The sequence below is a fragment of the Pseudomonas sp. NFACC04-2 genome (genome assembly GCF_900119265.1).
Classification (GTDB): domain Bacteria; phylum Pseudomonadota; class Gammaproteobacteria; order Pseudomonadales; family Pseudomonadaceae; genus Aquipseudomonas; species Aquipseudomonas fluorescens_AA.
The window spans coordinates 202709-217812 of the sequence record NZ_FPJC01000003.1; the positions used below are offsets into that span (position 1 = coordinate 202709).

The 15104-nt window shown below is 62.4% G+C and carries 9 protein-coding genes; 8 read left to right on the top strand and 1 reads right to left on the bottom strand.

Translation table 11 applies throughout. The features are described 5' to 3' along the window. Window positions 1–78 precede the first annotated feature (78 nt). The 6 genes from BT125_RS05425 to BT125_RS05450 all read left to right on the top strand — a co-directional run bounded on the left by BT125_RS05425 (window position 79) and on the right by BT125_RS05450 (window position 10300). Window positions 79–507, top strand: coding sequence for an AprI/Inh family metalloprotease inhibitor (locus tag BT125_RS05425; RefSeq protein WP_072405529.1), 429 nt, complete (start codon window positions 79–81; stop codon window positions 505–507). 136 nt (window positions 508–643) lie between these two features. Then, window positions 644–2422 carry a type I secretion system permease/ATPase gene (locus tag BT125_RS05430; protein WP_072405530.1) on the top strand — a complete coding sequence of 593 codons (1779 nt, stop codon included), beginning with the start codon at window positions 644–646 and terminating at the stop codon, window positions 2420–2422. Then, on the top strand, window positions 2419–3753 hold the full coding sequence (locus tag BT125_RS05435; RefSeq protein ID WP_072405531.1) for an HlyD family type I secretion periplasmic adaptor subunit: 1335 nt from the start codon (window positions 2419–2421) through the stop codon (window positions 3751–3753). The genes BT125_RS05430 and BT125_RS05435 overlap by 4 nt, the downstream gene beginning before the upstream one ends. Window positions 3754–3767: 14 nt before the next feature. After that, complete coding sequence (locus BT125_RS05440; protein ID WP_072405532.1) at window positions 3768–5117, top strand: TolC family outer membrane protein; 1350 nt, start codon at window positions 3768–3770, stop codon at window positions 5115–5117. Between the two features lie 138 nt (window positions 5118–5255). Next, the gene (locus BT125_RS05445; protein WP_371857791.1) at window positions 5256–8276 is read left to right on the top strand and encodes an autotransporter domain-containing protein; all 3021 of its coding nucleotides are present in this window, start codon (window positions 5256–5258) and stop codon (window positions 8274–8276) included. Window positions 8277–8446: 170 nt separating this feature from the next. Next, complete coding sequence (locus tag BT125_RS05450; protein WP_072405534.1) at window positions 8447–10300, top strand: polyurethane esterase; 1854 nt, start codon at window positions 8447–8449, stop codon at window positions 10298–10300. 254 nt (window positions 10301–10554) lie between these two features. On the opposite strand, the gene BT125_RS05455 is transcribed toward BT125_RS05450, so the two are convergent. After that, the gene (locus BT125_RS05455) at window positions 10555–10779 is read right to left on the bottom strand and encodes a YgdI/YgdR family lipoprotein (RefSeq protein WP_072405728.1); all 225 of its coding nucleotides are present in this window, start codon (window positions 10777–10779) and stop codon (window positions 10555–10557) included. 222 nt (window positions 10780–11001) lie between these two features. On the opposite strand from BT125_RS05455, the gene BT125_RS05460 reads away from it, so the two are divergent. Continuing rightward, window positions 11002–12732 carry a VRR-NUC domain-containing protein gene (locus BT125_RS05460; RefSeq protein WP_072405535.1) on the top strand — a complete coding sequence of 577 codons (1731 nt, stop codon included), beginning with the start codon at window positions 11002–11004 and terminating at the stop codon, window positions 12730–12732. Continuing rightward, window positions 12729–15047, top strand: a complete 2319-nt coding sequence (locus tag BT125_RS05465) for an ATP-dependent DNA helicase (RefSeq protein ID WP_072405536.1) — start codon at window positions 12729–12731, stop codon at window positions 15045–15047. The genes BT125_RS05460 and BT125_RS05465 overlap by 4 nt, the downstream gene beginning before the upstream one ends. Window positions 15048–15104 lie beyond the last annotated feature (57 nt).

Genomic DNA, 15104 nt, shown 5'->3' on the forward strand with positions numbered 1-15104 from the left:
TCTTTCAAGTAGTAGGGGAAAGATCGCAGCCTCGCTTCGCTCGACAGCACCTACAGGACCCCGGCCAGGATCAAGCAAATGTGTAGAAAGTCGATGCCCTGTAGCGTTCAGGCAACCGTCGGGTTGCTCGCTACGCTGTTGATGTTTTGTGGAGAAGTCGCCATGGCGCGCAGCCTGTTGTTAGCAGAACCCTCGCAGTTGGCCGGTCAGTGGCTGGCCGTTTTGTCGAGCCCGCAGGACACCGTGCAAAGCCAGGCGATACAGGACAAGCCGTCCAACACTTGCCTTGTCGAGCTTCGGGCTGACCAGACCCTGGGTGGACAAACCGAATGCCTGGGGCACTGGCTGGGGGAAGAGCCGGTCCATTGGTTTACCGAACCCGATGGTCTTTCCCTGATTGGCAGACAGAACTCTAGAGTGCATCTGGAGTTGCGCCAAGAACATCATTATCAGGTCACTTTGAAGTCCGGCCTGATACTCAGGCTTGAGCGCCCGATCGAACCTTAACAAATTGTTACATTTGTCCCGTGGCAAGGCGCGTATGTTCAATCAGGCGTGCGCATCGGCCGGGGCCGATTTAATAATTAAAGATTGGTAGTGCATAACAGCCGGATATCCGGCGAAGCCAACAGCAGGAAGATCCATGACTAAGAGCCGGGGCGCTGTCGCCGTGCCGTTGTTTAAAGCGCTGGGCGCTTATAAACACATTCTGATCAGTGTCGGTTGTTTTACGGCGTTGATTAACGTCTTGATGCTTGCGCCTTCGATATACATGCTCCAAGTGTATGACCGCGGGTTGTCATCCCAAAACGAAACCACCTTGGCGATGTTGTCGTTGATGGTGGTCGGGTTCTTTGTGTTCATCGGGCTGTTGGAGATGGTGCGCAGCTTCATTGTCATCCGCATCGGCAGCCAATTGGAAAGACGCTTCAATCTCCAAGTGTACAAGGCTGCGTTCGAGCGCAACCTGTGTCAGGGCGAGGGCAATGCCGGGCAATCCCTGGGCGACCTTACCCATGTCCGCCAATTTGTCACGGGACCCGCATTGTTCGCCTTCTTCGACGCGCCATGGTTCCCCATTTACCTGCTGGTGATTTATCTGTTCAACGTTTGGCTCGGCGTATTCGCCACCGTCGGCACACTGCTGCTGATCGGCCTGGCCTGCCTGAACGAAGTCATGACCAAAAAGCCGTTGGGGCAGGCCAGCGTCTACTCGCAACAGTCCAGCCAATTGGCCACCAGTCATTTGCACAACGCTGAAACGATCCAGGCCATGGGCATGCTCGCGGCGCTGCGCAGCCGCTGGTTTGCGGTGCACTCACGCTTTCTCGGCCTGCAAAACCAGGCTAGCGATACTGGCGCGGTGATCAGTTCTCTGAGCAAGACCTTGCGCCTGTGCCTGCAATCACTGGTGCTGGGCCTGGGCGCGTTGCTGGTAATCAAGGGCGAGATGACCGCCGGAATGATGATTGCCGGCTCGATCCTGATGGGCCGGGTATTGAGCCCCATCGACCAGTTGATTGCCGTGTGGAAACAGTGGAGTGGCGCCAAGCTCGCCTATCGCCGCCTCGATGCGCTGTTGCAGGCTTACCCATCTCAGGATGATGCGATGGTGTTGCCGCCGCCCAAGGGCCACCTGAGTTTCGAGCAGGTGAGCGCCGGCCCGCCGGGGCGACGCAACGCCACCCTGCAGCAGGTCAGCTTCAGCCTGGCGGCTGGGGAAGTACTCGGGATTCTGGGGGCTTCGGGCTCTGGTAAATCCACCCTGGCTCGTGTGCTGGTGGGTGTATGGCCGACACTGGGGGGAACGGTGCGGCTCGATGGGGCCGATATTCATCGCTGGAATCGCGATCAGCTCGGCCCGTATATCGGCTATCTGCCTCAGGACATCGAGCTGTTCAGCGGCAGCATCGCCGAGAACATCGCCCGCTTTCGCGAGGCCGACCCGCAAAAGGTCGTCGCTGCCGCACAACAGGCCGGCGTCCATGAATTGATCCTGCGCATGCCCCAGGGCTACGACACCGTGCTGGGGGAGGACGGCAGCGGTTTGTCGGGTGGGCAGAAGCAACGGGTGGCCCTGGCCCGGGCGATGTACGACCGGCCGAGCCTGGTGGTGCTCGATGAGCCCAACTCCAACCTCGACACGGTCGGTGAAGCGGCGCTGGCCGGCGCCATCGCGCAAATGAAGGCCCAGGGTACCAGCGTCGTGCTGGTGACCCATCGCTCCTCGGTGCTGGCCCAGGCCGACAAGCTGCTGGTGCTCAACGAGGGCCGGCTACAGGCTTTCGGGCCTAGTCAGGAAGTACTGCGGGCGCTGTCCGGCCAATCGGAGGCACCACAACGGGACCGCTCCCAGGCAACCCCCAACGGACTGAGTATGAGTCGCCAGTACCATGCTGCCAGCAAACCGGGTGGCGTATGAGCAAGGAGTGCGAGATGAACCTCGAACAGGCTCAGGACGTTGAGCGCCCGGAGCGCGACGCCCGTTTCTTCACCCGTATGGGCTGGATACTGGCGCTGGTGGGCGCCGGCAGTTTTTTCACCTGGGCCAGCCTGGCGCCACTGGATCAAGGCATCCCCGTGCAAGGCACCGTGGTGGTTTCAGGCAAGCGCAAGGCGGTGCAGTCGATGAGCAGCGGTGTGGTCAGCCGGATCCTGGTGCGTGAAGGCGAGGCGGTGAAGCAGGGCCAGCCGCTGTTCCGCCTGGACCAGACCCAGGCCGACGCCGATGTGCAATCGTTGCAGGCACAGTACCGGATGACCTGGGCCAGCCTGGCGCGCTGGCAAAGCGAGCGGGACAACCTGTTGCAGGTGAGTTTCCCGGCCGAGCTGAGTCGCGATCCCGATCCACGCCTGGCCCTGGTGCTCGAAGGCCAGCGGCAACTGTTCAGCAGTCGCCGCGAAGCCTTCGCCCGCGAGCAAGCGGCGCTGCGCGCCAGCATCGAGGGCGCCACGGCGCAATTGGCCGGCATGCGTCGGGCCCGCGGCGACTTGACCGCCCAGGCCGAATCCCTGCGTCTGCAACTGGGCAACCTGCAGCCCTTGGCCGACAACGGCTACATCCCGCGCAACCGCCTGCTGGACTATCAGCGCCAGTTGTCGCAAGTGCAGCAGGAACTGGCGCAGAACAGCGGCGAAAGCGGGCGGGTGGAGCAGGGGATCGTCGAGTCGCGCCTGAAGTTGCAGCAGCACAACGAGGAGTACCAGAAAGAAGTGCGCAGTCAGTTGGCCGACGCCCAGCTCAAAAGCGAAACCTTGCAACAGCAACTGAAATCCGCGGGGTTCGAGTTGCAACACAGCGAAATCCTCGCCACCGCCGACGGCATCGCCGTGAACCTGGGCGTGCACACCGAAGGCGCGGTGGTGCGCCAGGGCGACACCTTGCTGGAAATCGTTCCCCAGGACGCGCGGCTGGAGGTGGAAGGGCACCTGCCGGTGCACCTGATCGACAAGGTCGGGCCCCATTTGCCGGTGGACATCCTGTTTACCGCCTTCAACCAGAACCGCACGCCGCGGGTGCCGGGGGAAGTCAGCCTGATTTCCGCCGACCAGATGCTCGATGAGAAGACCGGCACGCCGTATTACGTGCTGCGCAGCAGCGTCAGCGACGTGGCGATGGACAAGCTCAACGGCCTGGTGATCAAGCCCGGCATGCCGGCTGAAATGTTCGTACGTACTGGCGAGCGCTCGTTGCTCAACTACCTGTTCAAGCCGCTGCTCGACCGAGCTGGCTCTGCGTTGACCGAAGAATAAGGATGTCCGGTGGCATGAAGCGTTTCTATTGGATGGCCGTGCTGGCCGTTTCCGTGTGCAACAACGCCTGGGCCATGGGACCTTTCGAGTTCTATGAGCAGGCCCTGCGCAATGACCCGGTCTACCTGGGCGCGATCAAGGAGCGCGATGCGGGCCTGGAGAACCGCGCCATTGGCCGGGCCGGGCTGTTGCCGCACTTGGGCTACAGCTACAACAAGGGCCGCAACCAATCCAAGGTCACGTACCTCAATGACCGTGGCGCCAGCCAGCATGACGATCGCAACTACAGCAGCTACGGCTCCAGCCTGACGCTGCAACAACCCTTGCTGGACTACGAAGCGTACGCGGCCTATCGAAAGGGCGTGGCCCAGGCATTGTTCGCCGACGAAAGTTTTCGGGACAAGAGCCAGGCGCTCTTGGTGCGGGTGCTGAGTCAGTACACCCAGGCGCTGTTCGCCCAGGATCAGATCGACATTGCCCTGGCCAAGAAAAAGGCGTTCGAGCAGCAATTCCAGCAGAACGAACAGCTATTTCGCCAGGGCGAAGGCACGCGCACCGACATCCTCGAAGCCCAGGCGCGCTACGAACTGGCAATCGCCGAAGAAATCGAGGCGCGGGACGAGCAGGATGCCGCCTTGCGTGAGCTCGGCTCGCTGATAGGCGTCCCGGCCCTGGATATCGGCGACCTGGCGCCTTTGCACGACACCTTCCAGACCTTTGCCTTGCAGCCAGCCAGCTTCGATACCTGGCACGAACTGGCGGTGAGCAATAACCCCAGCCTGGCGTCCCAGCGCCAGGCGGTGGATGTGGCGCGCTTCGAGGTCGAACGCAACCGCGCCGGACACCTGCCCAAGGTCAGTGCCTACGCAACAATGCGCCAGAACGAATCGGAAAGCGGCAACACCTACAACCAGCGCTACGACACCAACACCATCGGCCTGGAAGTCAGCGTGCCGCTGTATGCCGGCGGCGGCGTCTCGGCGTCGACCCGCCAGGCCAGCCGCAACATGGAACAGGCCGAATACGAACTGGAGGCCAAGACCCGCGAGACGTTGATCGAACTGCGCCGTCAGTTCAGCGCCTGCGTGTCGGGGATGAACAAACTGCGCGCCTACCAGAAAGCCCTCAGTTCCGCCGAAGCGCTGGTGGTATCGACCCGGCAAAGCATCCTCGGCGGCGAGCGGGTCAACCTCGACGCGCTCAATGCCGAGCAACAGCTCTACACCACTCGCCGCGACCTGGCCCAGGCCCGCTACGACTACCTCATGGCCTGGACCAAGCTGCATTACTACGCCGGCACCCTCGGCCCGCAGGACCTGGCGAAGGTGGATGAGGCGTTTGTGTCCCGGGCGCCGATGCAATAACCGGCTCCCTCGCCACAGAAGCCAAGCAAGCCACAGGATTTTTACAACAACTAAGGATGGTTCGTGATGAAAATCGATAACAAAAAACGCCCCAGGCCGGCAGGTCGCCTGTTCCTGCTCAAGGCCCTCAACCATGCCATGCTCTGCGCATTGGCGACCTTGGGCACGGCCCAGGCGGCGCCTTATGTCGAGAGCGGCAGGGTGGGTGATCCGGACAGCTGGAGCAGCGGCGAATTCAACGCCGAATGGGGGCTGGGTGCAATCAACGCGCAGCAGGCCTACGCCGCCGGATACACCGGCAAGGGGGTCAAGCTGGGGATCTTCGACCAGCCGGTCTACGCGGCCCACCCGGAGTTCTCCGGCACCGGAAAAGTCGTGACGTTGGTCACCAGCGGCATTCGCGAATACACCGATCCCTACATCCCGGTGAAGGCCGGTGATCCGTTCCGCTACGACGGTTCACCCACCGTTGGCTCGGACGGTAAGCTGGGGTCCCACGGCACCCATGTCGGCGGGATCGCCGCCGGCAGTCGCGATGGCAGCCCGATGCACGGTGTGGCGTTCAATGCGCAGATCATCAGCGCTGACAACGGCGACCCAGGGCCCGAAGACGGCATCATCCGGGGCAACGATGGCGCGGTGTACAAGGCGGGCTGGGACGCATTGATCGCCAGCGGCGCACGGATCATCAACAACAGCTGGGGCATTGGTATCACCGACCGCTTTGATCAGGGCGGTCGCGATCCGGCGTTCCCGCACTTCACCGTGCAGGATGCGCAACTGCAATTCGATCAGATCAAACCCCTGCTGGGCACCAAGCCCGGCGGCGCCTACGAGGGGGCCATCGCGGCGGCGCGCAGCGGGATCGTGACGATTTTCGCCGCAGGCAACGACTACAACCTCAATAACCCCGATGCCATCGCGGGGCTGGCGTATTTCGTTCCGGACATCGCGCCGAACTGGCTCACCGTGGCGGCGCTGCAGATCAACCCGGACACCGCCAGCGCCAATCCATACACCATCAGTACCTTTTCGTCGCGCTGCGGCTACACCGCCAGTTTCTGCGTGTCGGCACCGGGCACCCGGGTCTACAGCGCCGTGATCGGCGGCACCAGTGCCGACGACCTGACCGTGGGCTACGCCAACAAGAGCGGCACATCCATGGCCGCGCCCCATGTCGCTGGCAGCGTGGCCGTGTTGATGGAGCGTTTTCCCTACATGACCGGCGCCCAGGTCGCGAGCGTGCTGCGTACCACCGCCACCGACATGGGTGCGCCGGGCGTCGACTCGTTGTACGGCTGGGGCATGATCAACCTTGGCAAGGCCATCGACGGTCCGTCGATGCTGGTGACCGAACAGGACATCCCCGCGGAGTTTCGCATCGATGGCGCCTATGGTTCCGGTCAGTTCGTGGCGGACCTGCCGGGCATCGGCGCGATCATCGATGCGGGCAAACCCACGGAGCGGGTGTGCAGCGGCATCCAATGTGGCCTGGACGTTTGGCGCAACGACATCGCCGGTCACGGCGGGTTGACCAAGGAAGGCATTGGCACCCTGGTGCTTACCGGCGAAAACACCTACAGCGGGCCGACCCTGGTCAATCAAGGGCGACTGGCGATCAATGGCTCGCTGGCGTCGGCGGTTACCGTCAACGACGGCGGCATCCTCGGCGGCAATGGGCGCATCGCTAGCCTGAGCGCCAGCCGCGGGGGTAGCGTGGCGCCGGGCAACTCCATCGGCACCTTGCAAGTGGCCGGCGACGTGACGTTTCAACCCGGTTCGAACTACGCGGTGGAAGTCTCGCCCACCTCCAGTGACCTGATCGTGGCGGGCGGCAAGGCGTCCATTGACGGGGCGACGGTGTCGCTGTCCTTGGAAAACAGCCCGACGTTGCTGACGGCTGGCGAAGTGAAAAGCCTGCTGGGCAGGCAGTTCAATATCTTGCAGGCCGCCGGTGGCATTGATGGGCGTTTCACGCGAGTCTTGCCCAACTACGCGTTTCTGGGGGGCGACCTGGCGTACAGCGCCAACGGCATTCAACTGGCGGTCGAGCGTAACGACGCGTCATTCGCCAGCCTCGGCTTGACGCCCAACCAGCGTTCCGTGGCCACCGCCGCCGAGCAATTGGGCGCGGGCAACGGGTTGTACGAGGCCTTGCTGCTGGCGCCCAGCACCGCGGTGGCACAGCAGGCGTTCCAGCAGTTGTCCGGTGAAATCCATCCGGCCATCGGCACGCTGCTGATCAATGACAGCCGTCAACTGCGCGACACCGTGGGTGATCGCCTGCGCCAGGACGCGCTCTACGACGCCGGTACGCCGACCGACGCCAGCAGCAATGCCTGGTTCAAGGTACTGGGCGCTTGGGGCAAGAACGAGGGTGGACATGATCAAGCCAGTACCACCAGCTCCATCGGTGGATTGCTGGCCGGCGTCGATGGCCTGATCAGCGACCAGACACGCCTGGGCTTCGTCACCGGCTACAGCGACAGTTCGCTGAGCATGGGCGATGGCACCCATTCTTCGGCCAAGGCCGACAGCTATCACCTGGGTGTCTATCTGGGGCATGAGATCGACGCGCTGCGCCTGACCGTCGGCGGCGCCCACAGTTGGCACCGCATCGACGTCAAGCGCGACTTGCAATGGGGAGACGTCAGTGGCCGGGAGAAAACCAAGCGCGATGCCCGGACCACCCAGCTCTTCACCGAAGCGGCGTATCGCCTGGACGGGCAAGTGGTGGCCCTGGAACCGTTCGCCAACCTGGCTTTTGTGCACCTGGACAGCGACAGCTTTCATGAGAAAGGCGACAACGCAGCCCTGCACGGCGGCGACGACCGCCGCGATGCCGTACTTTCGACCCTGGGCGTGCGGGCCAGCCAAACCCTGGCGCTGTCGGATCAACAGCAACTGCAGCTGTCCGGCTCCCTCGGCTGGCAGCACAACCTGAGCCATACCACGTCCGAACAGGACCTGGCCTTCGCAGGCAGCAGCAACACCTTCACGGTGCAGAGCGTGTCGATGGACCGTAACGCCGCCGTGGTCGGCGCCCGCGCCGGGCTCGCGGTCGCCAAGGATGTGCGGGTCAACCTGGACTACAACGGCCTGATTGGCTCCCGGGATAAAACCCACGGCGTGGGCCTGACCCTGGATTGGCAGTTCTAACCATGAAGAAGGGGCTGGACATGCCCCTGTGGCGAGGGAGCTTGCTCCCGCTGGAGTGCGAAACGCTCCCCAGGGCGGCTGCAAGCACCCGAGCGGGAGCACGCACCCTCGCCACAAAAAAAGTTACCTCCCGGTTTTAGCATTCCAACAACAAAAAGAGAGCAACAACCATGGGTATCTACGACTACAAAAACCTCGGCACCGCCGAATCCAAGGCACTGGTCAGCGACGCAATGGCGATCATGCTGTACTCCTATCACAACCTCGACCATGGCTTTGCCGCCGGGTACCAGCAAAACGGCTTCGGTGCCGGTCTGCCGGCGACTCTGGTCACCGCGCTGCTGGGGAGCACCGACTCCCAAGGGGTGATTCCCGGCGTGCCGTGGAACCCGGATTCGGAAAAGCTCGCCCTGGAGGCGGTGCAGAAGGCCGGCTGGACGCCCATCAGCGCCACGCAACTGGGCTACGCTGGCAAGGTGGATGGCCGCGGGACGTTTTTTGGTGAAAAAGCCGGTTACACCACCGCGCAGGTCGAGATCCTCGGCAAGTACGACGCCGCGGGTCACCTGCAGGAAATCGGTGTGTCGTTTCGCGGCACCAGCGGCCCTCGGGAAAACCTGATTGGCGATTCCATTGGCGACGCGATCAACGATCTGATGGCCGCCCTGGGGCCCAAGGACTATGCGAAAAACTACGCCGGCGAAGCCTTTGGCAACCTGCTGGGGGACGTCGCGAAGTTTGCTCAGGCCCATGGCCTGACGGGCGCGGACGTGCTGGTCAGCGGCCACAGCCTGGGCGGGTTGGCGGTCAACAGCCTGGCGGACTTGAGCGCCAGCCAATGGTCGGGGTTCTACGCCGATGCCAACTACATCGCCTACGCCTCGCCGACCCAGAGCAGTACCGACAAGGTCTTGAATATCGGTTACGAGAACGATCCGGTGTTCCGCGTCCTGGACGGCTCGACGTTCAACCTCGCGTCGGTAGGCGTGCACGATGGGCAACAGGAATCAGCCACCAACAATATCGTCAACTTCAATGACCACTACGCTTCGGCGGCATGGAACGTCTTGCCATTTTCCATCCTCAACATCCCCACCTGGATTTCTCATCTGCCCAGCGGCTACGGCGATGGCATGGGCCGGATCATGGATTCGGCGTTCTACGACCTCACCGAGAAAGACTCCACGGTCATCGTCGCCAACCTGTCAGACCCCGCGCGGGCCAATACCTGGGTGCAGGACCTCAACCGCAATGCTGAAACCCATACCGGCAGCACGTTCATCATCGGCAGCGACAGCAATGACCTGATCCAGGGCGGCCAGGGCAACGACTACCTGGAAGGTCGTGCCGGCAATGACACCTTTCGCGATGGCGGCGGTTACAACGTGATACTGGGCGGGCAGGGCAGCAATAGCCTGCAACTGCAGCAGTCGGTGAAGGATTTCAGTTTCGCCCATGACGGGGCGGGGACGCTGTACCTGCGCGATGGCCATGGCGGGATCAGTATCACCCGCGACATCGGCACGCTGGTCAGTAAGGAGCCGGGATTGTTCTGGGGGTTGCTCAAGAATGAGGTGAGCCACGCCGTCACCGTCAATGGTCTGGTGGCGGGCGGCAACCTGACGGCGTATGCGTCTTCGGTCAAGGGCAGTGCGGCCAACGACACCCTGGTGGCGAGCGCGAAGGGTGACTGGCTGTTCGGCCAGGACGGCAACGATGTGCTGGTGGGCGGCGCGGGTAACGACACCTTCGTCGGCGGTGCGGGCAACGACCTGATGCAATCGGGCGGTGGCAGAGACACCTTCCTTTTCAACGGCGCGTTCGGCCAGGACCGGATCAGCGGTTACGAGGCGGGGGACAAACTGGTGTTCCTCGGCGTACCTGGTGCCGGTGCCGTTCATGACTACAGTGAGCACCTGTCGCAAGTGGGCAATGACACGCTGCTCAAGGTCGGCGACAGTTCCGTGACCCTGGTGGGCGTTGGTATCGGTCAGATAGGCGGCGAAGGGATCGTGTTCGCCTGATATCGCTATCGCGAGCAAGCTCGCTCCCACGGGGGATTTCGGTGTACGCATGATTAGTGTTCACCGCCGGACCCTGTGGGAGCGGGCTTGCTCGCGAAGGGGTCTGAACATTCAACATCATTGCAAACTGACCCACCGCTTTCGCGAGCAAGCCCGCTCCCACAGGAATGGGTGGTGAATACAGGATTCTGCGAGCGCCGGAAAAAAAATGTGGGAGCGAGCTTGCTCGCGATGGCTGCCTACAGGCCTGGAAATCAGTCTTCCTTGCGAATGGTTGCCACATCATCGGCGCGGACCCGGACTTGCCTGCCGGATATATCCTCGAACTCGTAGAAACCGTCGGCGGTGCGGGTGTTAGGGGTGTCCTTGGTCAAATACTGGGTACCGTTTTGCAAGGTCACTACCGTGGGCGACGCGCAGCCAGCCAGAGCCATAAATGCCACGGCGACCAGGGGCATGCCCAGAAACCTGATGTTCATAACCATAACCTCTCAATCAAAGGACACGGAGCAGCTGATTCGACCGCGCCATCACATTAACTAACCGCCATTGGTCTCGCTTGTCGTAGGAAAGTTCATCGCTAGCTGAAGGATTTCACCTTAAATATAGGAGACCGTTCATCTTTTGCGGTTGCCTGAGTGGTTTACAGCTGTTATCTGTATGCATAACCAGTACCCCGACCTTCTTGGCGTTTTCTTTCCGTGGCAGCCCGTTCTCTCGACGATCCGTTTTACTACCTGAACAACTTCCAGCAAGTGCTCGCGTGGTTGAGCCAGCGTTATGCCGACGTGCTCAGCAGCGAAGAGCAGCGCTTTATCGACGATTTCACGGCGCTGCCCCGTGCTTCCCAGGGCTTGTTGGTGCGGATGGTGATGCGCAAGGGGCTGCGGTTTCGTCATAGCAAGCTGAGTTACCCGGAAATCGGCGACATTGGCGCCGCCGCCGCGCCGCTATTGGCCCTGGGATGGGTCGAGGAACAGGCCCCCATCGGGCTCGTTGAGCTGTTCGAAGTGCTGCTCAAGGCGGAAATCCTTCTGTGCCTGGGCCACCTGATCGAACACCCCAAGGCGAAAAAGACCGAATGGCTCCAGGCCCTGGATAACCGCCCCAGCCCGCTCCAGCCTTTTCGTACCTGGTGTCCGCAGCTTGACGACCGCCTGTACAGCCTGACGATCATGCACCTGTGCGACAGGCTGCGCTTGATGTTCTTTGGCAACCTCTACCAGGATTGGTCGGAATTCGTCCTGGCGGACCTGGGCATCTTCACCTACGAAACCGTTGAGTTCAGCGCCGAGTCGCGAGGCTTGCGCAGTCGCGAAGACGTCGATGCCTGCCTGTTCCTGCACGACTGCCAGCAGCGCTTCGAAGCCGGCGAGCCCCTGGAATCGATCGTCGCCCAGGTCAACGGACTGTCCTTGGATAATCCGTGGCTGGAGCGACGCCGGGGCAAGTTGTTGTTCCAGATCGGCCAGCACGGCGAGCGCCTCGGCGATTGGGCCTTGGCCTTGTGCATCTATCGCGATTGCACCTACCCGGGCGCGCGACTGCGGATGGTCCGGGTATTGGAGCGAATCGGCGAGTATGCCCTGGCCCTTGAATTGGGCGAGGCGGCGGCGCAGGCACCGCAAAATGCCGCCGAAGCCCAGGCCTTGCTCCGGATCGTGCCTCGCCTGCGGCGCAAGCTGGGCGGCCCGCCGGTGCCACGGACCATAGCCCGGGAAGTGGAGCGCCTTGAACTGCATCTGCCTCGCGTCGATCCGGGCTTGTCAGTGGAATATCACGTCCAGGCCCACCTGCACGATGAAACCGCGCCGGTGCATTACGTCGAGAACAGCCTGATCAATTCACTGTTCGGCCTGCTGTGCTGGCCGGCGATCTTCGCACCGTTGCCGGGCGCGTTTTTCCACCCGTTCCAGCGCGGGCCGGTCGACCTGCTCAATGAGGATTTCCATGCCCGTCGCGCCGACTTGTTCGAAGCCTGCCTGGCGGAGTTGGACGATGGCCGCTATCGGCAGACCATCGGTCGTCGTTACGTTGAGAAGTGGGGCGTGCAATCGCCTTTCGTGTTCTGGGGCGCGTTGTCCGAGCCCTTGCTGGAACAGGCCCTCGATTGCTTGCCGGCCGAACACCTCAAGCACTGGTTCCAGCGCCTGCTGCTGGACATCAAGGCCAACCGCGCCGGCATGCCGGACCTGATCCAGTTCTGGCCGCAGCACAAGACTTACCGCATGATCGAAGTCAAAGGCCCCGGTGATCGTCTGCAAGACAACCAATTGCGCTGGCTGGAGTTCTGTCACGAGCACCAGATGCCCGTCGCCGTTTGCTATGTGCAATGGGCAGCGTCTGTCACCGCGAGCGAGCTCGCTCCCACAGAAGACGAACCATCGCCGATCATCCATGGCAGCGAGCTTGCTCGCGATAGGCACACATGAGCCCGACACCCAGCTACAGCATCGCCGTGCGGGCGCTGTGTGAGTTCACCGCCAAAGAGGGCGACCTTGACCTGCGCTTCACCCCCTCGCCGACAGCCCTGGAAGGCATCGCCGGCCATCGCACCGTTGCCTCGCGGCGCACCGAGGGTTATCAGGCTGAAGTGGCCCTCGAAGGTCACTGGCAAACATTGACGGTCAAAGGCCGGGCCGACGGCTACGACCCGGTCCGCCAGTGCCTTGAGGAGGTGAAGACCTATCGGGGCGACCTGAGCAAGCAGCCGGCCAACCATCGCCAGTTGCATTGGGCCCAGGCGAAAATCTATGGCTGGCTGATGTGCCAAAAGCGGCAGTTGCCGCACATCGACGTGGCCCTGGTGTATTTCGACATCGTCAGCGAAAAGGAAACCTGCCTCACCCAACGCTTCGAGGCGGCTCAGCTGCAAGCCTTCTTCGAAGCACAATGCACGCTGTTCCTGGCCTGGGCCGAGCAGGAAATGGCCCATCGACAGGCGCGTAACCTCGGCGCGCAGGCGCTGGTCTTCCCCCATGCGGGTTTCAGGCCCGGGCAACGGCACCTGGCCGAGTCGGTGTTCAAGGCAATCAGTACCGGCCGCTGCCTGATGGCCCAGGCGCCCACCGGCATCGGCAAGACCGTCGGCACCTTGTTCCCGATGCTCAAGGCGTTGGCGCCGCAGCAACTGGACAAGGTGTACTTTCTCACGGCGAAAACCCCGGGGCGCAAGCTGGCCCTGGATGCGGCGCGGGTGATTACCCACAGTGCGCCGTCGATGCCGTTGCGGGTGCTGGAAATGATCGCCCGGGACAAGGCCTGCGAGTACCCGGACAACGCCTGCCATGGCGAATCCTGCCCGCTCGCCCGAGGTTTCTATGACCGCCTGCCGGGCGCCCGGGCAGCGGCGAGCCGGGTCTCGTTGCTCGATCAGGCGGCATTGCGCGACATTGCATTGGCCCATGAGGTGTGCCCGTATTACCTCAGCCAGGAAATGGCCCGTTGGGCCGACGTGGTGGTGGCCGACTACAACTATTACTTCGACTTCAGCGCCTTGCTCTTTGGCCTGGCCCAGGCCAATGGCTGGACGGTCGCGACCCTGGTGGACGAGGCCCATAACCTGGTGGAGCGCGGACGGCAGATGTACAGCGCGACCCTTGACCAGGCCACGTTGAGCAGCGTGCGCAAAACCGCCCCCGAAGCGCTGAAGAAATCCCTGGAGCGGGTCAATCGCCAGTGGAACGCCTTGCATACGCCCCAGGTGGCGGCCTATCAGGCCTATGAAAAACTGCCGGAAAAGCTGCTCCAGGCCCTGGCCACTTGTACCACCGCCATCGGCGATTACCTCAACGATCACCCCCAGGGCCTGGACAGCGGCTTGCAGGCGTTCTACTTCGACGCCTTGCAGTTTGGCCGGGTGGCGGAAGCCTTCGACGAGCACTTTCTGTTCGACATCCACAAGCGCGAACTCGGCCGCCAGCGCAGCCTGTCGACGCTGTGCCTGCGCAACGTGGTGCCGGCCGCGTTCCTGCGGCCCAGGCTGACGGCGGCCCGTAGCACCGTGCTGTTTTCCGCGACCCTGAGCCCTCGACATTACTACGCAGACCTGCTGGGAACGCCGGGCGATACGGTGTGGATCGATGTCGAATCGCCGTTCAAGGCCGAACAGTTGGATGTACAGGTAGTCAGCCGCATCTCCACGCGCTTTGCCCATCGCCAGGCGTCCCTGGAACCGATTGTCACGTTGATGGCCCGCCAGTTCAGCGAGCGCCCGGGCAACTACCTGGCCTTTTTCAGCAGTTTCGATTACTTGCAGCAAGTGGCCGGGCTGTTTGCCGAGCGGCACCCGCAGATAGCCCTCTGGACGCAATCGCGGGGCATGGGCGAAGCTCCCCGGCAGGCGTTTCTCGAACGATTCATGGAACACAGCCAAGGCATTGGCTTTGCGGTACTGGGTGGCGCGTTCGGCGAGGGCATCGACTTGCCGGGTTCACGCCTGATCGGCGCGTTCATCGCCACCTTGGGGCTGGCGCAGTTCAACCCGGTCAATGAGCAGATCAAGCAACGCATGGCGGCGATCTTTGGCGATGGCTATGACTACACTTACCTTTACCCCGGACTGCAGAAAGTCGTACAGGCGGCAGGCCGCGTGATCCGCACCCAACAGGATCGCGGGGTGGTGATGCTGATCGATGATCGGTTCGGCGAGGCCAGGGTGCAGCACTTATTGCCGCGCTGGTGGTCTGTCACTCAGGAAACACACCCCGCCACAGGGGAATCCAATAGGGCTTGGGTTTGTGAATAGCCTGGGAGCGCTGAGTATTGCGCTCCCAACGCTCAATCATTTTTCCTGGCACCAGAC

Bases quoted from the DNA above. Each gene is read 5' to 3' on its own strand.
- BT125_RS05425 (WP_072405529.1), top strand. From the start codon at position 79: ATGTGTAGAAAGTCGATGCCCTGTAGCGTTCAGGCAACCGTCGGGTTG.
- BT125_RS05430 (WP_072405530.1), top strand. From the start codon at position 644: ATGACTAAGAGCCGGGGCGCTGTCGCCGTGCCGTTGTTTAAAGCGCTG.
- BT125_RS05435 (WP_072405531.1), top strand. From the start codon at position 2,419: ATGAGCAAGGAGTGCGAGATGAACCTCGAACAGGCTCAGGACGTTGAG.
- BT125_RS05440 (WP_072405532.1), top strand. From the start codon at position 3,768: ATGAAGCGTTTCTATTGGATGGCCGTGCTGGCCGTTTCCGTGTGCAAC.
- BT125_RS05445 (WP_371857791.1), top strand. From the start codon at position 5,256: ATGCTCTGCGCATTGGCGACCTTGGGCACGGCCCAGGCGGCGCCTTAT.
- BT125_RS05450 (WP_072405534.1), top strand. From the start codon at position 8,447: ATGGGTATCTACGACTACAAAAACCTCGGCACCGCCGAATCCAAGGCA.
- BT125_RS05455 (WP_072405728.1), bottom strand. From the start codon at position 10,779: ATGAACATCAGGTTTCTGGGCATGCCCCTGGTCGCCGTGGCATTTATG.
- BT125_RS05465 (WP_072405536.1), top strand. From the start codon at position 12,729: ATGAGCCCGACACCCAGCTACAGCATCGCCGTGCGGGCGCTGTGTGAG.